Annotated in this window: 25 protein-coding genes; 15 read left to right on the forward strand and 10 right to left on the reverse strand. The window is 55.5% G+C overall.

Translation table 11 applies throughout. The features are described 5' to 3' along the window. Positions 1-252: 252 nt before the first annotated feature. Positions 253-1,065 (reverse strand): DeoR/GlpR family DNA-binding transcription regulator, encoded by an 813-nt coding sequence (locus Q7C21_RS17365; protein WP_039660387.1) that lies wholly within the window; start codon positions 1,063-1,065, stop codon positions 253-255. Positions 1,066-1,417: 352 nt separating this feature from the next. On the opposite strand from Q7C21_RS17365, the gene Q7C21_RS17370 reads away from it, so the two are divergent. The 7 genes from Q7C21_RS17370 (at position 1,418) to Q7C21_RS17400 (ending at position 9,043) form a co-directional block, all read left to right on the forward strand. Beyond that, positions 1,418-2,215 (forward strand): GolD/DthD family dehydrogenase, encoded by a 798-nt coding sequence (locus tag Q7C21_RS17370; RefSeq protein ID WP_375150973.1) that lies wholly within the window; start codon positions 1,418-1,420, stop codon positions 2,213-2,215. A 55-nt stretch (positions 2,216-2,270) separates the two neighbouring features. Further along, positions 2,271-3,206: a D-ribose ABC transporter substrate-binding protein gene (locus tag Q7C21_RS17375; RefSeq protein ID WP_003848377.1), complete on the forward strand. Its 936-nt coding sequence runs from the start codon at positions 2,271-2,273 to the stop codon at positions 3,204-3,206. A gap of 45 nt (positions 3,207-3,251) precedes the next feature. Beyond that, positions 3,252-3,863: a DUF2291 family protein gene (locus Q7C21_RS17380; protein ID WP_003848375.1), complete on the forward strand. Its 612-nt coding sequence runs from the start codon at positions 3,252-3,254 to the stop codon at positions 3,861-3,863. Positions 3,864-3,873: 10 nt separating this feature from the next. Further along, entirely contained in the window at positions 3,874-5,406 is a 1,533-nt protein-coding gene (locus Q7C21_RS17385) for a sugar ABC transporter ATP-binding protein (RefSeq protein WP_003848372.1), read from the forward strand. A 152-nt stretch (positions 5,407-5,558) separates the two neighbouring features. Beyond that, positions 5,559-6,626 carry an ABC transporter permease gene (locus Q7C21_RS17390; protein WP_375150974.1) on the forward strand — a complete coding sequence of 356 codons (1,068 nt, stop codon included), beginning with the start codon at positions 5,559-5,561 and terminating at the stop codon, positions 6,624-6,626. A gap of 11 nt (positions 6,627-6,637) precedes the next feature. Continuing rightward, complete coding sequence (locus tag Q7C21_RS17395) at positions 6,638-7,435, forward strand: SDR family oxidoreductase (RefSeq protein WP_003848368.1); 798 nt, start codon at positions 6,638-6,640, stop codon at positions 7,433-7,435. Positions 7,436-7,609: 174 nt separating this feature from the next. After that, positions 7,610-9,043, forward strand: coding sequence for a YchO/YchP family invasin (locus tag Q7C21_RS17400; RefSeq protein WP_181405298.1), 1,434 nt, complete (start codon positions 7,610-7,612; stop codon positions 9,041-9,043). A gap of 69 nt (positions 9,044-9,112) precedes the next feature. Here Q7C21_RS17400 and Q7C21_RS17405 read toward each other — a convergent pair whose 3' ends face one another. Next, a complete protein-coding gene (locus Q7C21_RS17405) occupies positions 9,113-9,313 on the reverse strand; it encodes a hypothetical protein (protein ID WP_238343213.1) in 201 nt (66 codons plus the stop codon). A 91-nt stretch (positions 9,314-9,404) separates the two neighbouring features. Beyond that, entirely contained in the window at positions 9,405-9,887 is a 483-nt protein-coding gene (locus Q7C21_RS17410) for a MarR family winged helix-turn-helix transcriptional regulator (RefSeq protein WP_003848365.1), read from the reverse strand. A gap of 902 nt (positions 9,888-10,789) precedes the next feature. Between Q7C21_RS17410 and Q7C21_RS17415 the strand changes: the two genes are divergently transcribed. Beyond that, positions 10,790-12,346 (forward strand): bifunctional diguanylate cyclase/phosphodiesterase, encoded by a 1,557-nt coding sequence (locus tag Q7C21_RS17415; RefSeq protein ID WP_039660381.1) that lies wholly within the window; start codon positions 10,790-10,792, stop codon positions 12,344-12,346. Positions 12,347-12,422: 76 nt separating this feature from the next. Here the strand turns inward: Q7C21_RS17415 and Q7C21_RS17420 are convergent, their stop codons facing one another. Continuing rightward, positions 12,423-13,496, reverse strand: a complete 1,074-nt coding sequence (locus Q7C21_RS17420) for a porin (RefSeq protein WP_375150975.1) — start codon at positions 13,494-13,496, stop codon at positions 12,423-12,425. A gap of 926 nt (positions 13,497-14,422) precedes the next feature. Between Q7C21_RS17420 and Q7C21_RS17425 the strand changes: the two genes are divergently transcribed. The 6 genes from Q7C21_RS17425 (at position 14,423) to spy (ending at position 21,312) form a co-directional block, all read left to right on the forward strand. Beyond that, complete coding sequence (locus Q7C21_RS17425) at positions 14,423-15,643, forward strand: aspartate aminotransferase family protein (protein WP_003848361.1); 1,221 nt, start codon at positions 14,423-14,425, stop codon at positions 15,641-15,643. Next, positions 15,640-16,671: an arginine N-succinyltransferase gene (gene astA, locus Q7C21_RS17430; protein ID WP_375150976.1), complete on the forward strand. Its 1,032-nt coding sequence runs from the start codon at positions 15,640-15,642 to the stop codon at positions 16,669-16,671. The genes Q7C21_RS17425 and astA overlap by 4 nt, the downstream gene beginning before the upstream one ends. Beyond that, positions 16,668-18,137, forward strand: coding sequence for a succinylglutamate-semialdehyde dehydrogenase (astD, locus tag Q7C21_RS17435; RefSeq protein WP_275770480.1), 1,470 nt, complete (start codon positions 16,668-16,670; stop codon positions 18,135-18,137). The genes astA and astD overlap by 4 nt, the downstream gene beginning before the upstream one ends. After that, positions 18,134-19,462: an N-succinylarginine dihydrolase gene (astB, locus tag Q7C21_RS17440; RefSeq protein ID WP_375150977.1), complete on the forward strand. Its 1,329-nt coding sequence runs from the start codon at positions 18,134-18,136 to the stop codon at positions 19,460-19,462. The genes astD and astB overlap by 4 nt, the downstream gene beginning before the upstream one ends. Positions 19,463-19,512: 50 nt before the next feature. Beyond that, a complete protein-coding gene (astE, locus tag Q7C21_RS17445) occupies positions 19,513-20,508 on the forward strand; it encodes a succinylglutamate desuccinylase (protein WP_003848357.1) in 996 nt (331 codons plus the stop codon). A 309-nt stretch (positions 20,509-20,817) separates the two neighbouring features. Continuing rightward, entirely contained in the window at positions 20,818-21,312 is a 495-nt protein-coding gene (gene spy / locus Q7C21_RS17450; protein ID WP_003848356.1) for an ATP-independent periplasmic protein-refolding chaperone Spy, read from the forward strand. 74 nt (positions 21,313-21,386) lie between these two features. Here the strand turns inward: spy and cho are convergent, their stop codons facing one another. From cho to Q7C21_RS17475, 5 genes are all read right to left on the reverse strand, one after another. After that, complete coding sequence (cho, locus tag Q7C21_RS17455) at positions 21,387-22,247, reverse strand: excinuclease Cho (RefSeq protein ID WP_039660501.1); 861 nt, start codon at positions 22,245-22,247, stop codon at positions 21,387-21,389. A gap of 66 nt (positions 22,248-22,313) precedes the next feature. Beyond that, on the reverse strand, positions 22,314-23,204 hold the full coding sequence (yddG, locus tag Q7C21_RS17460) for an aromatic amino acid DMT transporter YddG (protein WP_008926175.1): 891 nt from the start codon (positions 23,202-23,204) through the stop codon (positions 22,314-22,316). 60 nt (positions 23,205-23,264) lie between these two features. Next, positions 23,265-24,089 (reverse strand): ammonia-dependent NAD(+) synthetase, encoded by an 825-nt coding sequence (nadE, locus tag Q7C21_RS17465; RefSeq protein WP_003848353.1) that lies wholly within the window; start codon positions 24,087-24,089, stop codon positions 23,265-23,267. Between the two features lie 133 nt (positions 24,090-24,222). Then, positions 24,223-25,410 (reverse strand): multidrug effflux MFS transporter, encoded by a 1,188-nt coding sequence (locus Q7C21_RS17470; protein WP_375150978.1) that lies wholly within the window; start codon positions 25,408-25,410, stop codon positions 24,223-24,225. A gap of 75 nt (positions 25,411-25,485) precedes the next feature. Then, the gene (locus Q7C21_RS17475; protein ID WP_008926177.1) at positions 25,486-25,659 is read right to left on the reverse strand and encodes a hypothetical protein; all 174 of its coding nucleotides are present in this window, start codon (positions 25,657-25,659) and stop codon (positions 25,486-25,488) included. Positions 25,660-25,708: 49 nt separating this feature from the next. On the opposite strand from Q7C21_RS17475, the gene osmE reads away from it, so the two are divergent. Then, entirely contained in the window at positions 25,709-26,044 is a 336-nt protein-coding gene (osmE, locus tag Q7C21_RS17480; RefSeq protein ID WP_003848350.1) for an osmotically-inducible lipoprotein OsmE, read from the forward strand. A 65-nt stretch (positions 26,045-26,109) separates the two neighbouring features. On the opposite strand, the gene Q7C21_RS17485 is transcribed toward osmE, so the two are convergent. Then, positions 26,110-26,517: a DUF6515 family protein gene (locus tag Q7C21_RS17485; protein ID WP_039660377.1), complete on the reverse strand. Its 408-nt coding sequence runs from the start codon at positions 26,515-26,517 to the stop codon at positions 26,110-26,112. Between the last annotated feature and the right edge of the window lie 141 nt (positions 26,518-26,658).

Below are 26,658 nucleotides of genomic sequence, written 5' to 3' on the forward strand. Positions count from 1 at the left end.
TCTGCTTTTATCTCTGTATTACAGCTCACAGCCGAGAGTACAGCGATGTATAACAGTGAACGGATATCCCTGCGGATTGGGCTCGCCTTCCCTGGCTCGCACACGTTGCTCTTCAGGCAGGCCTTACCTGCACTGTTGGTGATGGTGCGGGGTTTTTAGTGGCTAACTGAAATGTCCGCGCTTACCTGTGCCTCACATTTTCGGGTCTCACCGCTCTGGAATCACTCACTTTAGCGGGGTACGAATTTTAAATTACATCGCCCGCTTCAGCGGCAGTGGGGCCACCAGCACTTTTACGCCCAGAGCTTCAAACGCTTTGACCTGCGCGGGGCTGATGCCGCTGTCGGTGATCAGGTAGTGGATGTTGCTCCAGTCACAGGGGAGCGCGAACATGGATACCTTGTCGATTTTGCTGGAGTCCGCCACCACATACACTGTGCTGGCGGATTTGATCATCGCCAGTTTTACTTTGATATCCGTTTCACTGGGGAAACTCAGGCCCAGACGCGGCGAGATGCAGGCGGTCGCCAGGAAGAGTTTTTCAGCCAACACGTTTTCAAAAAAGCTGGCCGCTTTCTCGCCAGAGGTGGAGAGCGTCGGAAATTTAAAGGTGCCGCCGGTCAACAGGATATTGATCCCCGGCTCGCCGCCCAGTTTCAGGGCGATATTAACTGCCGTGGTCACCACTGACAGACGGCGGATGTGGCTGATGGCGTCAGTAATCGCGGTGGTCGTGGTACCGGAATCGAAAATCACAGTGTCGCCATTTTCGATATGCTGCGCCGCCAGCCGGCCAATTGCCTCTTTCTCTTCCAGATGGGTCTGCCGCTCCAGCAGCATCGCCCCGGTATTCTGCTTGCCCGTCATCAGCGTTGCGCCACCGTGGTAGCGCTGCACAAAGCCCTGTTTCTGCAGCATGCGCAGGTCGCTGCGTAATGTGGCTTCGGTCAGGCCAAAGGTCTCCGTCAGTGCTTTGACCGTGACCGTGCCATCCTCACGGATCATCTCCAGAATTTTCTCGCGGCGTTGCTGCATGTCAGCGAACTGCTCACTTTTGCTTTTCAATCGAAATGCTCCCTTTTCCAATAACCTGAGAGGTCGGGCAAACAAGGTCTCTGTGGCTGAGTTTAACGCGCCATTTTTATGAATGCGAGATAGCCAGATAGGCCATTGGTTTTCGAACGAAAATTAGCAATCCGCATGTTATTGAATCTCTCAGGCTTTCCCGATTGCAGCAGTGCGGCTTTATTTCGGGACTGGAAGCCAGATCACGTCTTTTCAATCAGATAAGCGGCTTTAGGAGGCAGATGGTCGAAATTTGATCTGCTCCACACATCATTTCCTTTCGATAGCATATATTTTTGTTCGAAAATGAATGAAACAACCGCATCAGCAAAAATCTGAGGGGAAGAGTGGGATGAGTGGCGAATATGACGTAAACCTGCGCTACGGCGTAGATACCGCAATGAATCTGGCTGACAAAGTGGCGGTGGTGACCGGTGGTCTGGGCGGTATCGCCATGGCGACGAATGGCATGTTGCTGGAGAAGGGTGCGCGTCTGGCTCTGCTCTATCCGCCGTTTGAAGCGGAGAAGGTTGCCAGTCTGCAGGCGGAGTTTGCGGCCGATCGGGTGCAGTTTGTCTGCTGTGATGTCACCGAACCCGCATCGGTGGAAGAGGCGTTTGACGCGGTCGTTTCACATTATGGCCGCATCGATATCCTGGTGAACTGCGCGGGCTACGTGATGCTGCAACCCGTGATTGAAACCGATTTTGCCGAATGGCAGAAGCAGATCGCGGTGAATCTTACCGGGCCTTTTCTCTGCTCGCAGGCAGCTGCAAAGCTGATGATTCGTGCCGGTGCGGGCGGCAAAATTATTAATATCGCCTCACAGGCGGCGTCCATCGCTATCGACAACCATGTCGCCTATACCTCCGCCAAAGCAGGTCTGCTGGGCATGACCAAAGTGATGGCCAAAGAGTTTGCGCCGCATCGCATCAACGTGAACACCCTGTCGCCCACCGTGGTGCTGACGCCTATGGGCGAGAAAGCCTGGCGCGGCGAAAAGGGCGAGCAGATGAAAAAACTGATTCCGCTGGGCCGCTTTGCCTATACCGATGAAATTGCCGCCGCCGTTCTGTTCTTCGCCAGTAACGGCAGCGACATGATTACCGGTGCCGATTTAATGATCGATGGTGGATTCACTATCTGGTAATGCCAGCCCAACATCCGGGACTTCATACCCTGCCATAACGATAAGAGAGAACATCATGAAAAAACGTACCCTGCTTTGCACTGCCGTGGCTGCCTGTCTGGTTTCGCAGGCGGCGTTTGCCGCCGAAAAAGGCACCATTATGATTCTGGTTAACTCACTCGATAATCCCTACTACGCCTCCGAAGCCAAAGGCGCCAATCTCAAAGCGCAGGAACTGGGTTACAAGACCACGGTGCTGTCGCATGGCGAAGATGTGAAGAAGCAGAGCGAACTGATTGATGCCGCTATCGGTAAGAAAGTGCAGGGTATCGTACTGGATAACGCCGACTCCACCGCCAGCGTGGCGGCAATTAAAAAGGCTAAAGATGCCGGCATTCCGGTGGTTTTAATTAACCGTGAAATCCCGGTCGATGACGTGGCACTGGCGCAGATTACCCATAACAACTTCCAGGCAGGTTCCGATGTAGCCAACGTCTTTGTTGAGAAAATGGGCGAAAAGGGCAAATACGCCGAGCTGGCCTGTAACCTGGCCGACAATAACTGCGTCACCCGTTCAAAATCGTTCCATCAGGTACTGGATCAATATCCTGATATGCAGAGCGTGGCGCGTCAGGATGCGAAAGGCACGCTGATCGACGGCAAGCGCATTATGGACAGTATTCTGCAGGCGCATCCGGATGTAAAAGGGGTGATCTGCGGCAACGGCCCGGTTGCGCTGGGCGCGATCGCTGCGCTCAAGGCGGCCGGGCGCAACGATGTGATTGTGGTGGGCATTGATGGCAGTAACGATGAACGCGATGCAGTGAAAGCGGGCACGCTGAAAGCCACCGTGATGTTGCAGGCCCAGGCGATTGCCGCCGAAGGTGTCACCGATCTCGATAATTTCATTCAGAAGGGCGTGAAGCCGGAAAAACAGCGTGTGATGTTCCGCGGCATTCTGATTACCCCGGAAAATGCCAAAAACGTCCAGGACTTCAACTACAAGTCGTAACTAAACGCTGCCGCGCCTGCATTAGCGGGCGCCAGGGAGAAGAAGATGTCCCGAAGAGTCTGGCTGACGCTGGTGGTCTTACTGTTAAGCGGCTGCAAAATTGTGTCGCAGCAGGAGCTGGCTGACCTGAAAAATCCACCCAATCCAAAAATGGCTAATATCGACCAGCTGTGGCAGCAAAAACTGGTGCCGCAGGTCCAGGCAGAGGCGAAACCGCTGGCGACGCTGATGAAGTCGCTGCAGTCTGCCAAAGACTTTGACAGCGCCTGTCAGACTTATGGCTATCGCAGTCAGGCTGAGAATCCCTGTGTCTTTAGCGTCTCGGTTCGCGGTGAGGTGACCGCGGTAAACACAACGTCGCGCAGCGGAAAAATGACGGTGAAAGACGAATCAGGTGACAGTGTCACTATTCAGACCGGGCCGATTATTCGCGGGACCGCGTTGCGCGATGCCTATAAAGGTGCGAGCTATCAGGACTTTAATGACCAGGTGCTGTTTGGTGACTACGGTAAGGCGATTAACCAGCACGCTTCCACCCTGATGCAGCAGTTCGCGCCGAAAGTGGGCGATAAAGTGAGTGTTTCCGGTGTGTTCAGTAGCTGGGATATTCCGCAGCAGTTGCCGGATATCACCCCGGCTGCGATTACCCGGCAATAAGGAGCGGCAGATGCAAAACCCTCAACCGCAACCGTCCGGCGACGTGATTATCGAAACGCGCAATGTGTCGCGCCTCTATCCTGGTGTGACTGCGCTCGATCAGGTCAGCTATCGGGTTTACCGCAACAAAGTGAATGTCCTGATTGGTGAGAACGGGGCCGGTAAGTCCACCATGATGAAGATGCTGGCGGGAGTGGAAACACCGTCGTCGGGTGAGATTCTGCTGGATGGCAAAGTAGTCTCACTCAATTCCACACATCAGGCGGAAAAACAGGGTATCAGCATCATTTTTCAGGAGCTAAACCTGTTTCCGAACATGAACGTGATGGACAACATTTTTATCGCCAATGAGTTTTTCCAGCGCGGTGTAATCAATGAAAAGTATCAATACGCGCTGGCGAAGTCGCTGCTGGACCGGCTGCAACTGGATGTCGATCCCTACGCGCCGCTGGGCGAGCTGGGCATTGGTCATCAGCAGCTGGTGGAGATCGCCCGCGCGCTGTCGAAGGATACCCGGGTGTTGATCATGGATGAGCCGACCAGCGCCCTGAGCCAGTCGGAAGTCAAAGTGCTGTTCAGCGTCATCGACCAGCTGAAGCGGCGCGGCGTCACCATCATCTACATCTCTCACCGGCTGGAAGAGCTGATGGAGATTGGCGACCACATCACCATTTTCCGCGATGGCCGCTTCATCAGTGAGCGTGAGGTGCGCGACGCCAGCGTGCCCTGGATCATCGCTCAGATGGTGGGTGATAAGAAAAAACAGTTCGACTATCAGCCTGCGCCACAAGGGGAAACGGTGCTGGAGGTCGAGGGACTGACCGCGCTGCATCAGAACGGCGGCTACAAGCTGAATGAGGTCAGTTTTACCCTGCGCAAAGGTGAGGTGATTGGCATTTATGGACTGCTGGGGGCCGGACGTACTGAGTTGTTCAAGGGGCTGATTGGCCTGATGTCCTGTCAGTCGGGCCGGGTTCGGCTGGCCGGTAAAGATCTGGCGAAACGCAGTTTCCAGCAGCGGCTGAAAAGCGGCATCGCGCTGGTGCCTGAAGATCGCAAGGGCGAAGGGGTCATTGAACTGATGTCGGTGACGGCCAACATGACGCTTTCTGACTTCAGTCTGCGCGGTTTTCGCCGGGCGCTGGGGCTACTGAATCCGGGCCGGGAGCATCAGCGGGTGAATGAGATGATCGGCCATCTGGCGATCAAGGTCAGCGATCCTGACCTGCCGGTGACGGCGCTGAGCGGCGGTAATCAGCAGAAGGTGGTGCTGGGTAAAGCGCTGATGACCGGACCGCAGGTGGTGTTACTCGATGAGCCAACGCGCGGCATTGATGTGGGCGCTAAAACCGACGTCTATCACCTGATTGGCAACCTGGCGCAGCAGGGGCTAGCCGTGATGTTTTCATCGTCCGAACTGGATGAGGTCATGGCGCTGGCAGACCGCATTTTAGTGATGGCCGATGGCAGGATCACGGCCGATCTGCCGCGCGCAGCGGCGACGCGGGAACATCTGATCGCGGCATCAACCCCGCAGGATTAAGCGCCTTATTTTATTTGTCAGTCTGAAGCGGGGCAGTGCTCACCATCCTCACGTACTGCGTGTACGTTTCGGTTGTTATGCGCTGTCCCTGTCCCGACTGCCTGCAACGATTACGCGTACTGGAACAGGCTCTAAGCTGGCCGGAGAATGTCATGAACCAAAAATATCTGCTTTATATGTATTTGCTTAAAGCGCGCACTTTTATTGCATTGCTGATAGTGGTCGGCTTTTTCAGCGTGATGGTGCCAAACTTTCTGACGCCCTCCAACCTGCTGATCATGACGCAGCACGTGGCGATTACCGGACTGCTGGCGATGGGTATGACGCTGGTGATCCTCACCGGCGGTATCGACCTTTCGGTGGGCGCGGTCGCGGGGATTTGCGGCATGGTGGCGGGTGCGCTGCTGACCAATGGCATTCCGTTGTGGGGCGGCAATACGCTATTTCTCAACGTGCCTGAAGTCATTCTGGTGGTGGCCATCTTTGGCGTGCTGGTGGGGCTGATTAACGGCACGGTGATCACCCGTCTGGGCGTGGCGCCCTTTATCTGCACCCTGGGAATGATGTATGTGGCGCGCGGTGCGGCGTTGCTTTTCAACGACGGCGGCACTTACGCCAACCTGATAGGGCTGCCCGCACTGGGCAACACCGGTTTTGCGCTGCTTGGCTCCGGCACTGTACTGGGTGTTTATCTGCCTATCTGGCTGATGCTCGGCTTTTTACTGCTCGGCCTCTACCTGACACGCAAAACCCCGCTGGGTCGTTATATCTATGCCATCGGCGGCAATGAGTCCGCCGCACGTCTGGCGGGCGTACCGATTATCAAAGTAAAAGTCTTCGTCTACGCCTTTTCTGGCCTTTGCGCCGGTCTGGTCGGGCTGGTAGTGGCCTCGCAATTACAGACCGCACATCCGATGACCGGCAATATGTTTGAGATGGACGCCATTGGTGCCACGGTACTCGGCGGTACGGCGCTGGCAGGCGGCCGTGGGCGGGTTTCTGGCTCGATTATTGGCGCGTTTGTTATCGTCTTTCTGGCGGATGGCATGGTGATGATGGGCGTCAGCGATTTCTGGCAGATGGTCATTAAAGGCCTGGTGATTGTGACTGCGGTGGTGATCGACCAGTTCCAGCAACGTCTGCAAAGCAAAGTGGTGCTGCTGCGTCGCCATGAAAAAAAGCAGCAGGCAGCGCCTCTCACTGATGTCCGTCACACATAACAGGAGCAATTATGAGCCGCGAACAACGTGGAAAAACAGTGGTGATTACCGGTGCCTGTCGCGGCATTGGTGCCGGGATTGCGGCGCGTTTCGCCCGCGACGGGGCCAGGCTGGTGATGGTGTCAAATGCTGACCGGGTTTTCACGACCGCCGACCAGATTCAGCAGCAATACGGCAGTGAGATTCTGGCGCTGCAGGTCGATGTCACGGATGAAGCGGCGGTGCAGCAGCTCTATCAGCAGGCATCTGAGCGCTTTGGTCAGATTGACGTCTCAATACAGAATGCGGGTGTGATCACCATCGACCGCTTTGACACCATGCCGAAGAGCGACTTTGAACGGATTCTGGCGGTGAATACCACCGGCGTCTGGCTCTGTTGTCGTGAAGCGGCAAAATATATGGTGCAGCAACGCAGCGGCAGCCTGATCAACACGTCATCCGGGCAGGGACGGCAGGGCTTTATCTACACGCCGCACTATGCCGCCAGCAAAATGGGCGTGATTGGCATTACCCAGAGTCTGGCGCTGGAGCTGGCGCCGTGGAATATCACCGTCAACGCTTTCTGTCCCGGCATCATCGAAAGTGAGATGTGGGATTACAACGATCGTGTCTGGGGTGAGATCCTCAGCAGCGAGGAGAAAACCTACGGCAAAGGTGAGCTGATGGCGGAGTGGGTTAAAAACATTCCGCTGAAGCGCGCCGGTCAGCCGGAAGACGTGGCGGGACTGGTGGCCTTTCTTGCCTCGGACGATGCGCGCTATATCACCGGGCAGACCATTAACGTGGATGGCGGGTTAATCTTCTCCTGACAGAGGCTTTTCTGCGTTGGGCCTGCGTTAAATGCAGGCCTTATTGAGTGCGGATTTTTCTGTTATATGCACAATTTGCCGCTGCTGTCCTGCATCACCGTCACAATATGTTAAGGTAAGTGCTAATGATTTGTCTTTAATTACAGCAACGAACTGATCAATGTGCCGGGTGACATGATACGGAAAACAGGAGTTCTCTCTTTGATTGCGCTGTCGCTGACTGCGACGCAGAGTGCTCGCGCTTTCCAGACTGAAACAGCGGTGTCCGAAACGCCCTTCGATGATCCGGCGCGCTACAGTGAATCGCTGCCGACGCTGGGCGGTGCCAGCGATCAGGATGAAGAGTGGAGCAAAAAGCTGGCGGCCGTGGCCAAAAGTATCGGTGAAGCCAGTAACAACAGCGACAGCAATGTCACGTTTGGTCAACAGGCGGGTGTCTGGGCGTTCAATCATCTGCGGGATGAAGTGGCGGGCCGGGTTGAGAGCGAAGGGCAGTCACTGCTTTCCCCATACGGCAACGCGCAGCTGGACCTGAAAGTCGATATGAACGGGAACTTCGCGGGCACCGGTGGCGATCTCTTTAGCGCCCTGTCCGATGAGAACAGCCTGCTCACCTTCAGCCAGCTTGGCCTGCACGATACCGATGATGGTCTGGTTGGCAACGCGGGGCTGGGACAACGCTGGGACGCGGGTGACTGGCTGCTGGGCTATAACGGTTTTATTGACCGTACATTCAGCAGCGGCCTGCAGCGCGCCTCTGTAGGCACAGAGGCGTGGAGCGATTCGATGCGCTTTTCTGCCAACTACTATCAGCCGCTTTCCGGCTGGAAAAACCTGAATGATTCACAGCAGCAGCGCATGGCGCGCGGCTATGACATCACCAGCCAGAGCTATCTGCCTTTTTATCGCCAGCTGGGTGTCTCGGTGAGCTATCAGCAATATCTGGGTGAGAATGTCGATCTGTTTAATAGCGGCAACCGTTATCACAACCCCTCCGCCATGTCGTTTGGCCTCTCCTACACGCCGGTGCCGCTGGTCACCTTTTCAGCCACTCACAAAGCCAGTAGCGCTGGTGAAAGCCAGGATCAGCTGGGGCTTAAACTCAATTATCGCTTCGGCGTGGCGCTGAGCCGTCAGCTTGATGCCGGTAATGTCGCAGAGGCGCGCTCCCTGCGCGGCAGCCGTTATGATACCGTGACCCGCAGTGATACGCCGGTGCTCTCATTCCGTCAGCGCAAAACGCTCTCCGTATTTCTGGCAACGCCGCCGTGGCAACTGAGCAGTGGCGAGAGTCTGCCGCTGAAGCTGCAGGTGCGGGCCAGCAATGACATCAGGGCGGTAAGCTGGCAGGGTGATACGCAGGCGCTGAGCCTGACGCCACCGGCCAATAATGCCGATCCGCAGGGCTGGAGTGTCATCTTACCGCAATGGGATCCCTCACCAGAGGCCAGCAATGAATACCGCCTGTCGGTAACCCTTGAGGACAGCAAGCAGCAGCGTGTGACCTCTAACTGGATTACCTTAAAAGTCGAGCCACCCATGGGCCTGGACACGGCTCCGCAGAACGATCGCTATGATTTGATGGCGCCTGCTGGTGCAGCACTTTAGCGGGTAAGTTCTGCTAAAAGAGAGGAAGGAGGGCGGTCTGGAACGCCGTCAGGCAGAGTGATCTGATGATCAGTTAACCAGTTTTGTCACAACGCGAACGGCTTTGGCGTAAATTTCTCTCTGGCCGTTGAACGATCGCGCCTGTTGAGATTGCAGAAATGCGATGATTTCCAGTACACCCGCACTCTGGCCTGACTTAAGCAGGCTTGATACAGCATGGCCGACAACGGCATGGACATCATCCATATCCCCCGGTTTATCGCTACTCAAAAGAAACTCCAGCGGTAACTGGTTGGCTGAATTACGCATAACGAAATACGCTGATTATTTAACATGTTCATTCGTTTATCAAAAGCCCCTTTCATGGCAGAGCCCTGAGCAATTTTTCGCGCAGCATGGCGACCTGGGTTGTCAGCAGGCCGAGCTCACTACAGTCAGTATCCATTACCGACACCATATCCGCCGGGACGCCAGCCGCGTCGATTTTAAGCTGGTGGCCCTGTTCTGTCAGAGAGATGAACACCCGGCGCTCATCGTTACCGGTGTCACGCTGGCGGCAGAGGATGCCCGCACCTTCCAGCCGCTTCAGAAGCTGGCTAAGCGTGCCGGAATCGAGCCGAACGCGGGCACCAATCTCAGAGACGGTCAGGCCATCTTTTTCCCACAACACCAGCAGCACAAGATATTGCGGATAAGTGAGTCCCAGCGGTTTTAGCCGGGATTGATAGAGCTTTGTCATGGCAAGTGAGGCGGAATAGAGCGCAAAGCAGAGAAACTGATCAATGGTTTCAGGCGCTGCGCTGGCGGGAGGCGTTTCAGAGTTCCCCGCGATTTCGTCATTCATACTTTTACTCGTTCTGAGTCGGGGGAGATAAAGCCCGATGACGGGCAGTTTGCCAGCCTTGAATTCTCGCTAAGTATCTCAGGAGAAATGGCTTGTTGCAGCCTCTCTTTGCTGGTGTCAGACATCAGATGTTCAGGCGCTATCGCGACGGAGGGAGCAGGTTACAGTGCACGTCTGACTGAAAGAAAGCACAGTATTGAGTCAAACTAAATTGAAGTCAATATAACCGGATGTACCTTCCGGCTTACCTCGCGCTTATTGATGTAATACAGAGTAAATCGACTGCAAAATTTAAGCACTTTGGCAGGCTGACAGGAGCACATTGCCCGTGTAATCGACCTCCGGTGTCAGCCTTTCCGGGAGCCGGTTGTGCTTTTAACGCGTCAGGGCGCGGCGTCCAGCTGCTGGCGATTTTATTATTTCCGTTAAGGACCACTGCGCACGAGTGTCCAGAGAAATGAGAGGTTTCACTTCCCTCTGGCTCATGCGTTCACCCTGTCGTAATCGGGTTGATACACATAAGCGGCCAATAGATTGATAAACCTGTTTTTATCGTCTGATACCAGGGCTTTCTTTCCTCAGAGAACCCGCAGGTTGTTCACGCGTCTTAAGCGGTTAGAACCATGCGTGTTCACAAATTTAACTGGACTGGCCTGTTAATTTTGCCCGCGCTGCCGATAGAACACTCAGCGGGATTGATGACGGAACCGACATGTTCGGGGCTCCGCCGATCGTTTGTCTTGCTGCCGTAAGGCTGAGAACGGGCGAATGCTATGTCCAGACATAGCGGAGGCGGGCTTATTGCAGACGGCTTAACTGACAGGGTATGAGAAGTACGCCCCGGTTTTTTTACTGATCATTAAAACAAAACTCTGATACTTGCCATCACCGGGAACTAACGCATGCGCCTGAAACTTTTCTGGCTCGCAATGCTGAATATTGCGACCATTATTTTACTCTCCACACTGTGGGAGTTTGGGCTTGAAGCGCGGATTTGCCGCCTGCTTGGCCTGGGCTACGATACAAGTTTTGAAATCAGCGAGCGATTGCGGTTTATTCTCACCTCCTCCTCGTTTGCCGGGCTGGCGATGGTTGTTCCTGCGCTGCTTATCGCGGGGCTGATTCGCAAAACCCGAAGGGCGGAGAAAAACGCACTCAGGCTAGCCGGAACCGATGAGCTGACCGGTGTTATGAACCGCCGATCCTTCAATGCACACATTGCTTCGCTTAAAGCATGCGGGGCGGCCTACACTCTGACTCTGCTGAACGTTAATCACTTCAAGAGTATCAATGATCTGAATGGCCATCGTCAGGGTGACGCGACCCTGATCGCACTGGCTGATCTGCTGACCGCTTCGGCAGGCAGCACGAGCAAGGTGTTTCGTGTGGGCGGGGATGAATTCGCCATTGTTGCCGAAGATTCACAGGCTGAGCAGGCGCAGACTTTCGCCGAAAGTTTATGCGAACAGGCAGCATCGATACGGACAGGGCCGCACACCTTTCTGAGCCTCTCAGCAGGCATTGCAAGTTCCGCCTGTACGGGGCAGGCTGATGTCATGCGGGCGGCCGACCTGGCGTTATATGAAGCGAAGCAGGATAAGTGCTCTCATCTGGCACGATTCTCCCCGGACATGGAGCTGCGCTTTCGCCAGCGTGAATGGCTGGAGCAGGAGGTGGTGGCCGCCGTCAGCGGTCACGCCATCGTTCCCTTTCTCCAGCCGCTGGTCTCTTTGCGCACCGGAAACATTACCGGTTTTGAGATACTGGCACGCTGGATCACTGCGTCAGGCCAGACGGTTTCACCCGCAGAGTTTCTGCCGGTGGTGGAGCGACTGGGGCTTATGGACAGTATGACCGTGGCGCTACTGCAGGATGCGGTCAGTGCCACCCGTGCATGGCCCGCCGGGCTCTGCCTGTCGCTGAACATCACTCCGGAACAGCTGCTGAGACCGTCACTCACCAGCTGTCTGTCTCGCATTATGCAGCATGCCGGACCGGTAATGCTGGAACTCGAAATCACCGAACAAAATGTTATGGCCATTTCCGATGATGCCCGCGAGGCGATTCGTCAGCTGAAAGAGACAGGTATCGGCGTGGTACTGGATGATTTTGGCACCGGCTATTCCAACCTGTCGGTATTGCTGGGGCTGGGTATTACCAAAATCAAAATTGATCAGTCATTTATCGCCGGCATCGTGACCGGATCGGAGCAGCGGAAAGTCGTTGAAACGCTACTGGCGCTCTGTCAGGGGTTGAATGTGGTAATTACGGCAGAGGGGATAGAAGATGTCGCCACGCTGAGATGGCTGAGAAAACGCGGCTGTGATTACGGTCAGGGCTATCTTTTCAGTCGTCCGGTGCCTGCCGGACAGGCAACCACGCTGCTGGCGTCTGCCAATGTGGAAGAACTGATGCAGGAAGCGACGGTAGCCGTCAGCTTAGTCAGGGCACTGGGTTAACGCCGCGTGACGGTGTCTGAAGTGTGGCGTGAGACAATAAACGGGCCTGGCGTGAAGTGCCAGGCCCATAATGACATCAGAACTGGTAAATCAGACCCAGCGCGGTAATGTCGTCGGTTGCCAGACCCAGCGGATTGTTATCTTTCAGCAGGTTAATGCGGTATTCACCATAAACCGACATGTTCTTGTTGAAGTAGTAAGTCGCACCCACTGCGGTGTATTTAATGACGTCGGCATCGCCGATATTCTCAATGTCCTTGCCCTTTGATGAGACGTAACCCAGGGATGGACGGAAACCGTTCAGGAACTGATACTGCGCCACAGCTTCAAAATTCTGCGCTTTGTTGGCGAAGCCGCCGCTAATTGGGGTGGCATTCAGGGTCTCACCGTACATGGCGGCCAGATAAACCTGGTTCGCATCATATTTGACTGACGTCGCCCAGTGCTGGGCTTTCTCGCCTTCACCACGTGCGGCTCTGTTTTGCGCGGTCGTGCGATCGAGACTGGCAAACGCGCCAGCGAAGCTCAGACCGAAATCAAAGTCATAAGACGCGGACAGGGCGAAACCATCACCGTTGGAGCGACGTACGCCATCGATATTATTGCTGCGGTCGTTTTTGCCCTGATACTGCGCGGCAAGGTTTAATCCGTCTACCAGACCAAAGAAATCACTATTACGCCAGGTGAGCACGCCGGTTGAGCGGCCAGAGAGGAAGGCATCGGTATAACCGGAGTCGCCGCCGAAGAATGGCAGCATATCCGTATAGCTCAGCGCGTCATACACCAGGCCATAGTTGCGGCCATAATCCAGCGATCCCGCCTGGCCAAACTTCAGGCCTGCATAACCCAGACGGGTACGGTTGGTCGCCTGCGCATCACTGCCTTCGGAGTTGTGAAGGCTGTACTGATACTGCCAGAAACCATAGCCAGTGAGTTGATCAGTAATCTTTGTCTCACCTTTAAAACCAAAGCGGGCATAAGAGGAGGTATCACCGTTGTTATTATTATCATCTGAAAAAAGGTGAGATACGTTAATCTTGCCGACCAGATCCAGCTTATTGCCATCCTTGTTATAAACTTCTGCGGCCTGTGCGGAGGAGAGACCGATCAGTAACGGCATAACAGCCGCCAGTGAAGTGCGCTTCATCATTTAATTATTATCCTGTCTTCATTAATTATTATTCCCCTGATGCGGGGCGAAAAGAAAATGACACAAAAAGATAAATTTACAAAGTGGAATATAAGTAACAAAATGTGATTTAGATATTCCGCAGGCAGGAAAGCGATAGGGAAGGAGATTAACTGAAAAGATAATAAGATTTTCTTCTTATATAAAATTATGGGTAATTTTAATTTAATCCTTTATAATCATGGGTTTGATTTGTTCCAGGGTGACATGAACAAATCCCGTCTGTTCATTTTTAAATCAACTCGTTCAATGCATTAATTATGATTAACAGGTGTAGAAGAATAAAATTGTAATGTTTTTATTCTAACCATTAGCGTGCATATTAATATCTGAACATATTTTAATGAATAATATTTTTATTCCATATAATCACGCCAGAAATAATCTTTCCAGTCACTGATCAAATTGTAATCTGATTGCGGATTAATTAATCAGGTTCAGATGCACGGATCTCTGCGTCAGTCGCGATAAATGAAATTATTTTGTTAAATCTAAACGATCAGCGTCTTTTGGAAGGATGACGCATCGATCCCGCGCTGCACCAGTGTGAGGCAAACCGCGCTAAAACAGGGCGCCGGCGGGGGTTTTGTGGAGAGATAATTTATCAGCGATCACAAAAGCGATATTTCATCCCGTGAATGCATAATTCCGCTGTTTAAAACCCGGCTATGCCGCTGCAATCAGACAATTATTCACTATATATGCAAATTTATTGAATATTGATTGGTTGTAAGTTATTGATATTACGTTGTGAAGACCATTTTATGCATTAATTCTCTGGCTGGCACGTTAACTGCACTCTACAGTAGGGCAGCATTACAACATCTTTTAACAATTTTAAAACATAAGCTTTACCCAGCCGGTAAAGTCACGCAGGAGAATGGGTTATGGCACTGCACGTTTCACGTCACGATTTCGATCAATGGATGATGCCGGTTTATGCACCTGCGACCTTTATACCGGTTCGCGCGGAAGGCTCCACCGTCTGGGATCAAAACGGCAAGGATTATATCGACTTTGCTGGTGGCATTGCCGTCAATGCGTTGGGACATGCGCATCCGGCTTTACAACAGGCGTTGCAGGACCAGGCCGCACGGTTATGGCACACCGGGAATGGCTACACCAACGAACCGATCCTGCGGCTGGCGAAACAGTTAATTGACGCCACTTTTGCTGACCGTGTGTTCTTCTGTAACTCCGGCGCGGAAGCGAATGAAGCAGCCCTGAAACTGGCGCGTAAAGTGGCGCATGACCGGGTCGGCCCGCATAAAAGTGGCATCGTGGCGTTCAAAAATGCGTTTCACGGACGCACCCTGTTTACTGTGTCAGCCGGAGGGCAGCCCGCTTACTCAAAAGATTTTGCACCGCTGCCGCCAGAGATTCAGCATGCGCCATTTAACGATCTGGCCGCTGCGGCTGAACTGATTAATGACCACACCTGCGCGGTGATTGTTGAACCGATTCAGGGTGAGGGCGGCGTGTTGCCTGCCGATCCGGCGTTTCTCCGCGGACTGCGTGAACTTTGTGATAAGCATCAGGCCGTGCTGATTTTTGATGAGGTGCAGAGCGGCGTTGGCCGCACCGGCTCGCTTTACGCCTACATGCATTATGGTGTCACGCCGGATGTACTCACCAGCGCTAAAGCGCTGGGCGGCGGCTTCCCGATTGGTGCGATGCTGACCCGCGAAGATCTCGCAATGGTGATGGGCGTTGGCACCCACGGCACCACTTATGGCGGCAATCCGCTGGCGGGTGCGGTGGCCGGTAAAGTGATGGAGCTGATCAATCAGCCTGAAATGATGACCGGTGTCACACAACGTCACGCGTGGATTGTTGCGGCACTGGATGAGATCAACCAGCGTCTGCATCTGTTTAAAGAAGTGCGCGGTCTGGGGCTGCTGATTGGTGCCGTACTGAGCGACAACTTTGCCGGTAAAGCGAAAGAGATCAACCTGGCCGCCGCTGAGATGGGCGTGATGGTGCTGATTGCCGGTGCCAACGTGGTGCGTTTTGCCCCGGCACTGAATATCAGCGAGCAGGAAGTGAAGCTGGGCATGGCTCGCTTTGCCGAGGTGTGTGAGCGTCTGGTCCGAGGGTCCGCATCATGATGGTAATCCGTCCCGTTGAACGCGATGACTTAAGTCAGCTGATGGCACTGGCCGGCAAAACCGGTGGCGGTCTGACCTCGCTGCCCGTCGATAGCGCCACGTTAAAGGCGCGTATTGATCGATCGCTGCAGACCTGGGAGGGTACGCTGCCCCGCGCTGAACAGGGCTATGTCTTTGTGCTGGCGGACAGCGAAGATAACCGCGCCGTCGGCATCTGTGCCATTGAAGTGGCTGTCGGCCTGCAGGAGCCCTGGTATAACTTTCGTGTCGGCACGCAGGTGCATGCCTCAAAAGAACTGAATGTCTATGCCGCGCTGCCAACCCTGTCACTGAGTAACGATCACACTGGCAGCAGTGAACTCTGCACGCTATTTCTCGATCCCGATTACCGTGACGGCAAAAATGGCTACCTGTTGTCGAAATCCCGCTTCCTCTTTATGGCTAATTTCCGTGAGCACTTCACGAATCGGGTTGTGGCTGAGATGCGTGGCGTCAGCGATGAGCAGGGGCATTCGCCATTCTGGGAGAGCGTGGGCAGCCGCTTCTTCTCAATGGAATTCAGCAAAGCCGATTTCCTCAGCGGCACCGGCCAGAAATCCTTTATTGCTGAGCTGATGCCGAAGCATCCGCTCTATATTGATTACCTGACGCCAGAGGCGCAGGCGGTCATCGGACAAGTACATCCACAAACGGCACCTGCCCGTGCTGTGCTGGAGGCGGAGGGCTTCCGCTACCTTAACTATGTCGACATTTTTGATGGCGGCCCGACGCTGGAGTGCGATATCGACCACATCCGCGCCGTGCGTAAAAGTCGTCTGCGCAGCGCTGAACGGGGTGAAAATCCGGCGGATGCGCCACTCTGTCTGGTTGCCAATAACAATTACCGCCAGTTCCGTGTGGTGCTGATCCCGGCCCATGCCGACAGCGACAGCGTGCAACTGACGGATGAACAGATGCGGGCGCTCCACTGTCAGCCGGGCGACAGCCTGCGCGTAGTGACGCTCTGCAAAGAGGAGAAAACAGCATGACGCACCTGATAAAGGGAGAATGGGTAGACGGTGACGCGGAGGTCCTGACGAAAGCGGATCCGGTCAGCGGCGAGACGTTATGGCAGGGCAAGGCGGCATCAGTCGCACAGGTCACGGCAGCCTGTGACGCGGCGCGCGCTGCCTTTCCGGGCTGGGCCAGACGCCCGCTGGCGGAACGGCAGGCGATTATTGAGAAATTTGCGGCCGGGCTTGAGGCTCACAAAACAGACCTGGCAGAAACCATTGCCCGTGAAACCGGCAAGCCACGCTGGGAAGCACTGACCGAAGTCGGTGCGATGATCAACAAAATTGGCTTTTCGGTGAAGGCGTACCATAGCCGCACCGGTGAGCAGCATGAGGGCGAAAGCTCGCTGCGCCATCGTCCGCACGGCGTGCTGGCGGTATTTGGCCCTTACAACTTCCCCGGCCATCTGCCAAACGGTCATATTGTTCCGGCGCTGCTGGCGGGCAACTGCGTGGTCTTTAAACCCAGTGAACTGACGCCGCTGACCGCCGAAAAAACGGTTGAGATCTGGCTGGCTGCGGGTTTGCCTGCAGGTGTACTGGCGCTGTTACAGGGTGGTCGGGAGACCGGTCAGGCGCTGGCAACCTGCAGCCAGATCGATGGTCTGCTGTTTACCGGCAGCGCCCATACCGGCTATCAGCTGCATCGCCAGTTTGCCGGTCAGCCTGAGAAGATGCTGGCGCTGGAAATGGGCGGGAACAACGCCCTGATAGTGGAAGATCCGGCTGACCTGGATGCCGCCGTCAATATTACCGTGCAGTCAGCCTTTATTACTGCGGGTCAGCGCTGCACCTGCGCCCGGCGTCTGCTGGTTAAACGTGGTGATGCGGGCGATGCCTTTCTGCAGCGGCTGACAGAGGTGGCGGGGCGACTGCAGCCGGCCGCCTGGAATGCTGAACCGCAACCCTTTATGGGAAGCGTGATCTCTACCGGCGCGGCAGAGAAGATTATAGGTGAGTGGCAACGGCGGGTTGATGCGGGTGGCGAGGTGCTGCTGGCGATGCGCTGGCCGGATCGTCACAGTGCCATTCTTACACCGGGCATTATCGATTTAACTGGTGTGCAGGGCATCCCGGATGAAGAGGTCTTTGGTCCGCTGCTCGGCGTAATCCGCTATGACACCTTTGACGAGGCGATAGCACTGGCGAACCAGACCCGTTACGGCCTGTCATGTGGTTTAATCTCGCCTTCACGTCAGCAGTTCGATCAGCTGCTGCTGGAAGCCCGTGCCGGTATCGTCAACTGGAACAAACCGCTGACCGGCGCAGCCAGCACCGCGCCATTTGGTGGCATCGGCGCTTCGGGCAACCATCGCGCCAGTGCCTGGTATGCGGCGGATTACTGTGCCTGGCCAATGGCCTCACTGGAGACGCCGGACCTGACGCTGCCCGCCACATTGTCGCCGGGACTCGATTTCTCCGCGCCGGAGAAGCGCTCATGAAGGCAACCGAAGCCAACTTTGATGGGCTGGTAGGATTAACGCACCACTATGCCGGGCTCTCTTTTGGGAACGAAGCCTCGACCCGCAACCAGCTGCAGCCGTCGAATCCCCGTCTGGCGGCAAAGCAGGGGTTGCTGAAGATGAAAGCGCTGGCTGATATGGGCTACGTGCAGGGCGTGATCCCGCCGCACGAGCGACCCAACATTGCGGTGCTGCGTCAGCTCGGCTTCAGCGGCAGCGATGAGCAGGTGCTGGCGTCAGCCGGGAAAACCGCGCCGGGATTACTCTCCGCCGCCAGCTCCGCGTCGGCGATGTGGGTGGCCAATGCCGCTACGGTTTCGCCGTCCGCAGACAGTCTTGATGGCCGGGTTCACCTGACGGTGGCGAACCTGAACAACAAGTTTCATCGGGCGATAGAAGCGCCAGAAACCGCCTGGCTGCTGCGTTCCATCTTCCGCGACGATCGCCATTTTGCCGTGCACGATGCGCTGCCGCAGGTGGCTATGTTTGGTGATGAAGGGGCGGCTAACCACAACCGTCTCGGCGGTGCCTATGGCGAGCGCGGCGTGCAGCTGTTTGTGTATGGCCGCGACAGCAGCCACGAAGGCAAAGCGCCGCAGCGCTATCCGGCGCGGCAAACCCGTGAGGCCAGCGAGGCGATTGCCCGCCTTCATCAGCTCTCACCCGAAAGCGTACTGTTCGCCCAACAGAATCCTGCGGTGATCGATCAGGGCGTATTTCATAATGATGTGATTGCGGTCAGCAACCAGCAGATGCTGTTCTGTCATCAGCACGCCTTTGTTGATCAGCCTGAGCTGCTCGCGCAGCTTCGGGCGCGCATCCCCGGCTTTGTCGCTCTGGAAGTGCCGGCAGACCGTGTCTCGGTGAAAGATGCGGTAGAGACTTATCTGTTTAACAGCCAGCTGCTGAGCCGTCCCGACGGCACGATGATGCTGGTATTGCCGGAAGAGTCACGCCAGCATACGGGTGTGTGGCGCTACCTGTGTGAACAGGTCGAGGCGGATACACCACTGAAAGCTCTGAAGGTGTTTGATCTGCGCGAAAGCATGTATAACGGAGGGGGGCCAGCCTGCCTGCGTTTGCGGGTCGTGCTGACGCCAGAGGAGCAGCAGGCAGTGAATCCGGCGGTGCTGATGAACGATAACCTCTTCAGCACACTGAATAGCTGGGTTGACCGTCATTACCGCGATCGCCTGACCCAGGCCGATCTGGTCGACCCACAGTTGCTGCGTGAGGGACGTGACGCGCTGGATGAACTGACGAAGCTGCTAGACTTAGGAAATGTTTACGCATTTCAGCAGTGAAGCAGGAGGCAGCACAGTCTGCCGTCTGCTCAGGGCGCAAAGGAGGAATGATGCAGGACTTTTTACAGCAAACGCTTTCCGGCGAGGTGCCGCGTAAGCGTAGTGGTGAAACGGCGCATCTTCGCTGGCAGTGGTTGTATCACGGCATACTGTTGATGGAGCCGACGGTGCCGGTTAAACAGGCGCTGGTGCTCTCTGCCGGGATCCACGGCAATGAAACGGCCCCGGTAGAAATCGTAAACCAGCTGGTTAACCCGCTGCTGCGAGGCGAAAAGCCGTTACAGCAGCGCATGCTGGTCATTCTGGGTAATCCCTCAGCGCTGCGCGCCGGTAAGCGCTATGTGCGTTATGACATCAACCGGCTATTTGGCGGACGCTGGCAGCAGATTGATGATGGTGATGAGGCCCGCCGCGTGTTGCGGCTGGAGCAGGCGCTGGAAACCTTCTGGCAGTTGGGTGAGTGCGATGAGACGCGCTGGCACCTCGACATGCACACCGCCATTCGCGGCTCTTATCACCCTCAGTTCGGGGTGATGCCGCATAACGAGCGTCCCTGGCCGCCTGCATTTTTGGACTGGCTGGCCGCTGCCGGGCTGGAAGCGCTGGTGTTTCATCGCTCGCCAGGCGGTACCTTCACGCATTTCAGCTGCGAGCACTTCGGTGCGGCCAGCTGCACGCTTGAACTGGGCAAGGCGCTGCCGTTTGGCGAGAACGATCTCAGCCAGTTCAGCGCGGCGCAGCAGGCGCTGGCTTCTCTGCTCTATGGCGAAGCGATGCCTGTCGCGAGGGTGAAACCGCGTCACTATCGGGTTGCGCAGCAGATCACCCGACTGAGTGAGCACTTTACGCTGCATATGTCGCCGGAAACGCTGAACTTTACCGCGTTTCCTCAAGGGACGTTGCTGGCGGAAGATGGTAATACGCGCTATTACGTGCAGCAGGCGCGGGAATATGTGCTGTTCCCCAATCCCAACGTGGCCGCCGGGCTGCGTGCCGGACTGATGCTGATTGAAGAGGGTGAACAGACTCAGGCGCTGCCGGTGTGATAACCGTTCTTACTGTTGCAGTTCATCGGCGCTAAAAAAATCGACAGGAAAAGCGGGAGATCGCCTTCCGCTTTCCAGTCGTAACCATTACACTCCTCCATGATTTCTGCCAAATTCGCTTTAAATTCATAAACTTTTTCAATTCCTCACGCCTTTCTTCTTATTCTCTTCATGATTGCCCGTTTTTTATCTTTTATGCTTTCACGGCTTTACTCAGGCTCTGAGTAGTTGACGTTCAGCGTCGTATGCTTGTTTCCGAAGACGCGACAGAGTGCTGTCGTCATTATCATGAATTATAAGGACACTATTATGCGCAAACTGACTTCCCTTTTACTGGCTTCTTCGCTGGCGTTTGGTGCAGCCAGCGCCGTCCATGCAGCAGCAGATAACCTGACTCCACCGCCAGCGGGCAGCGAAAAGGCGATGCACAAACCGCCAATGCGCCACGGCATGGAGATGATGTTTAAAGGTCTGAACCTGACCGACGCGCAGAAAACCCAGATGCGCGACATCATGAAAGAGAGCCACAAAGAGATGAAACGTCCGTCACTGGACGAGCGCCGCGCGGCTCACAGTATTATTGCGTCTGACAGCTTTGACCAGAGCAAAGCCGAAGCGCAGGCAGAGAAGATGTCCGCCAACGCGAAAGAGCATGCGCTGAAGATGCTGGAAACCCAGAACAAGCTCTATAACGTGCTGACGCCGGAGCAGAAGAAACAGTACAACGCGAACTTTGAAAAGCGTCTGACTGAGAAAGCCCCGCACGACGGCAAAATGGCGCCCCCAGCAGAACCGGCTGAATAATATTCGTTAAGCGAACGGTCTGAGACCGCCGACGCTGTCCACTGAACGTGAGTGGGCAGCGTCGGCGGTTTTTTTTATAGCGGAAGAATAGGGTAGACACCCGACAGAATCGGGCGGCAGAGGATTTTATAGCCGTCGTGATCAAAACCGCCTTTGGGCCGCTGCAGTTTTCTGGCCTCATCCATGCTGCTCACCGAACCGAGATAGAACCAGTGATCGATAACATGGATCTGCGTCATCTCTTTGCCTTCCTCCACCAGACCTACGGCACCCTGCCACGGCCAGCAGAAAACCCGCACATTTTCCAGTGCCTCCAGCAGCCGATCCTGATGGTCGCTGACCGGCTCTTTACCGCAACAGGCTCCGGCGCAGCGGCGCAGAGCCGAGCGGAAGCAGCCGCGGCCTGCACTCAGCGCTTCCAGACCCAGCAGCCCGTGACAGAGCTGATACTCATCCGCCAGTTGCTTGAGCCGTTCCAGCGCCGCAAAGCGGCTGCGATAAAGTCCAAACAGGTTGGGTGACTGACTGAAATCAAGATCTTTTGCGTAAACCACATTCGGTTTGCCGTCGGTAATCTGCAGCGAACAGAGCTGGCGATTTTTGCGCAGTCGCTTATTGAACAGCGGCTGCTGGGTTTTGATCATCTGCGCTTCCAGCAGCAGCGCACCGAGATCGCCGGCTGTGGGGATCCAGCTTACGCGCCGTGACTGGCGCAGCATTTTCGCCTCGTCCGGCGTGCGGAAATGGGACATCACCCGCGAACGCAGATTGACACTTTTACCGATATAAAGCGGCAGTGACTCACTTTCGCCATGAAAGGTGTAGACGCCAGGATGATTCGGCAGGCCTTCCAGCCATTCACGCAGGTGTTCGGGATATTGATAAATTGTATTCGCGTCGGGTTCGGGGCGAAGAATGGCAGCACGTCTGACCAAAATGGACTCCATTTACTGGTTGTCCATACAGCATAACAGGCAGGTGAAATGATCGCCAGCTGTCTGTTAAAGACGCCGTGTCGCCAGCCAGCAAATCAGCGAGCCCAGTGTAATCATCGCAACGCCCTGCCAGAAAGCCAGCGGCGGCGTCAGACCCAGCCACAGCGATCCCAGCAGAGCCGACAGCACTGGCGTGAAGTAGGACGCGGTGGCCAGCAGCGTCAGATTGCCCTGCTGAATCCCATGATTCCAGGCGGAATAGGCGATAGCAGTGGAGAGGCCGACAAACAGCACCTCCATTATCGGTATCAGATCGAACGTTAACGGCACAGGACGATCGCTGAAGGCATATTTCAGCCACAGCGCCAGTGCGGTCAGGATAAAAAACAGCGTGACGCCGTTCGAGCCGCGGGCAAAACGGCGGGTAAGGTTGTTGTAGACCGCCCATGTCAGGGCGGCGATAAAGGCGAGTGCATAGGCGACAGGGTTGCGCAGTATATTCTGCCACAGTAGCGCGGGCGAACTGCTGCCACTGCCTTTCATCACCCAGACGATCCCCAGCAGCGACAGCAGCAGCCCTGGCCAGAGCCAGACACGGAAGCGCTGCTGATTAAACGGAATCGCCAGCACGATGGTCAGGCAGGGCCAGAGATAATTGATCATTCCCAGCTCCAGCGACTGGGTGCGATCGCTGGCCAGCCCGATAGCCAGCGCCAGGCAGATCTCGTAACCGACAAAGAGGGCACCGCCCAGCCACAGGTAGAGCGCGGGCAGTGCGCCGGGTCTGGGCAGGCCGCGGGTCAGGCAAAGCAGGATCGCCGTGGTGGTGTAGATCAGCGCCGCGCCGCCAGTGGCACCGAAGGCTTCACTGACGCTGCGCAGCAGGCCCACGGTGGTGCTCCAGAGCAAAATGGCGATAAGCCCGATGAGGGTAGCGCGCGAGACGGTGGGAGGCATGCAGCGTTCAACAAATTAAATGAGTGAAGCCTCCTTTGCCGGAGCAAAGGAGGCGCAGGATTACTTCCAGAAGTCGTCGAACACAGTGATCGGCGGACGACGTTTGTGCTCAGTTTTCAGATACCAGCCTTCGATAATACGGGCGCTGTCAGGAGCAATGCTTTTGCCTTCCAGATAGTCATCAATCATCTCGTAGGTGACACCCAGCGCCACTTCATCCTGCAGGCCTGGACGATCATCTTCCAGATCGGCAGTCGGTTTCTTCAGATAAAGATGTTCCGGGCAGCCAAGATGCTTCAGCAGCTGTTTGCCCTGACGCTTATTCAGGCGGAAAAGGGGATTGATGTCAGTACCGCCATCGCCATATTTGGTAAAGAATCCGGTGACCGCTTCAGCGGCATGGTCGGTGCCGACCACCACCCCTTTGGTCATGCCGGCGATGCTGTATTGCGCCTTCATTCGCTCGCGCGCTTTTTCATTGCCGCGCACGAAATCAGACAACGTGATACCGGCATCTTTCAACGCGCGCTCACTGGCCAGCACGGACTCTTTGATGTTCACCGCCAGCGAACGGTCGGGCTGAATAAAAGCCAGCGCGTCCTGACAATCCTGCTCATCCGCCTGCACACCATACGGCAGACGTACCGCAATGAAGGTGTAGTCGTTATCGCCGCTCTCCTGACGCAGCTCGTTGATCGCAGTTTGCGCCAGTTTGCCTGCAAGGGTTGAATCCTGACCGCCGCTAATCCCCAGCACCAGCGTTTTCAGTCCGCTGTGACGTTTCAGATAGGCTTTAAGAAAATCGACGCTGACACGCACTTCCTGGTCGGCGTCGATAACGGGCTTTACACCCAGTGCTTCAATAATTTCCTGCTGCAGTGACATGAACTTCTCCTCAGGTCAGTGGCCAGTCGGCACGATGCGAACGTTTTAGTAAAGCTAACGTGCCGAAGCGAAAACAACAAGCTTAAGCGGCAACTGATTGCGGCTAAACGTTGCGAAATCAGTGAGTTTTTAATTACGCCAGCGGTTTTTTCGCCAGCACGTTAAACATCAGAATCGCCATCATAAAGCAGCCAAAAATGGTGGCGCACATGCTCAGTACCGACGTGCCGCCAATGCCGGTGAGCGGCACGGTAATCGCACCCAGCGTGAACATGGTGACGCCAATGACCGCAGAGGCGCTGCCAGCACGGTGGCCCTGACTCTGCATCGCCAGTGACGAGGCAGTGGTAGCGATCACGCCGTTGCTGGCGATGGTAAAGAACAGCGCCAGCAGCAGCAGCGCTAACGGTGCGTGTAGTAGCGCGGCCAGCAGCAGCAGGCTAGAGGCGACAAAAGCCAGTGTCAGACCGCCTTTCAGCACCCGATATTCGCCCCACAACGGACAGAGGCGAGCGCTGGTCTGCGAAGCAATGATCAGGCCAAACCCGTTGGCCGCAAAGCAGAAGCTAAAGGCCTGGGGCGACAGGCCATAGAGCTGTTGCAGCACAAACGGCGAGGCACCGATATAGGCGAACATGCCGGACATCATAAAGCCCTGGGTCAGACAGAAGCCCATAAAGGGTCGATGAGTGACCACCTGACCGAGTGCCGCGTAGGCGGAGAAAATAGAGCCCTGGTTGCGGCGGGCTTCAGGCAGGGTTTCATGCAGCTTCCAGCGCGCCAGCAGGATCAGCAGAATGGCAATGCCGCCCAGTACCATGAAGATGCCGCGCCAGTCGACTATCGTCATCAGCACACCACCCAGTACCGGCGCGCCGACTGGAGCCAGACCGTTAACCAGCATCAGTAGCGCGAAGAAGCGCGTCAGCTCATGACCACTGTACATATCGCGTGCAATCGCCCGTGACAGCACCGCGCCGCCCGCCCCCGCTAATCCTTCAAACAGACGCGCCACCAGCAGTTGGTGGATGTCCTGCGCCAGCGCACAGCCGATTGAGGCGATAAACAGCAGTATCAGTGACAGGGTTAGCGGACGCAGGCGGCCGAATTTGTCACTCATCGGGCCAAACAGCAACTGCCCAAAGCCCAGGCCCAACAGACCGGCGGTCAGACTCAACTGCGCGGTCGCAGTTTCGGTGTGCAGATCCTGCGCCATTTGTGGCAGGGCTGGCAGATAAAGGTCGATACAGAGCGGGCCCAGTGCGGCCAGCAGGCCCAGTGTAATCGCATAAACCAGGCGGTCAGAGTGAGCAGGGGTCATTGTTCCTCGGGATAGTCAGCGATGGGTGAACAGAAGCGGGCATGACAAGCGAACAGCGTCCGAAGGGCGATAATCTCACCGCTCTGCGCGGATACCCATGAGGCAGAGGGTGTCTGAATCGGCGGGGCTATCCAAAACCTGTTTTGGCGGAAAGTATACGGCCGCATTGACAACAAAACAGCCTTCTTTACGAAATCCTGACATTTGATGAACCACTAATTGTTCCTCATAAACTTGATAAATCAGCATTTATGTTCCAGGCTTGTTTCCACATGGACAATAAATGAGGAACAACAAGATGAATAAAGTGATGGGATGTATCGCTGCAGCGCTGACACTGGCTGCACTGTCTGGTTGTACGACTTACGATCGTGCGGAAAGCTACGTGACTAAGCCAGTGGTAAAGGATGTTAAAAAGGGTATGACACGTGATCAGGTTCGTCAGATCGCGGGTGCACCTTCTACTGAAATCACCATGGTCCACGCGCGCGGCACCTGCCAGACTTATGTTCTGGGTCAGCGCGACGGTAAAGCGCAGACTTATTTCGTGAGCTACAACGACACGGGCCGTGTGATGAACTACGGCTTCCAGAGCTGTGCGGAATATGATACCGATCCGCAGGTTCAGCAGTAAGTTTTCGTCTCTCTGAATAGTAAACGGCCCGTCATTTGACGGGCCGTTTTTCGTTGTGGCGCTGACTACAATCCTGCCGGGCGCGGCACCTCAACATAATCACCGTCTATCTGCCGCTGGTAGAAATGACCTGCCTGCACATAGAAGCGTTTGCCGTTAAAGTCGAGTACCCGCATCTCACTGCTGACCCGCGACTCTGCTGGCGGCTCTACCACCACATATTCATCGCCGTGGCGCTGATAGTAACTGCCATTGAGCAGGTAATAGGTCAGTCCGCCGATCAGCACCGCCGTTGCGGCTTCAGGCAGAAAGCGAATCGGTCCAGGTCCGCCCCAGTGATGCCCGGGACCGACCCAGTGTGGATCCGGTCCGCCATGTCGACCCCATCCCGGGCCCCAGTCGCCAGGATGGGCGAAAGCCAGAGCGGGTGTCAGAAGCGTTAGCGTCAGAAGCGAGGCGATTATCTTTTTCATCAGGTGTTCTCCTCATAAGACTGGATGAAGAATTCGCCTTTTACCGGGCAAAGACAAGCACTAAAGCGCGGATTTTTCGCCTGTTTACCATGCTTAACGCTTTCTTAACGGCGTCGCCATCAATGGGAGAGATTATGGAGA

The sequence above is a fragment of the Pantoea sp. ANP04 genome (assembly GCF_041982285.1).
Lineage (GTDB): Bacteria > Pseudomonadota > Gammaproteobacteria > Enterobacterales > Enterobacteriaceae > Pantoea > Pantoea eucalypti.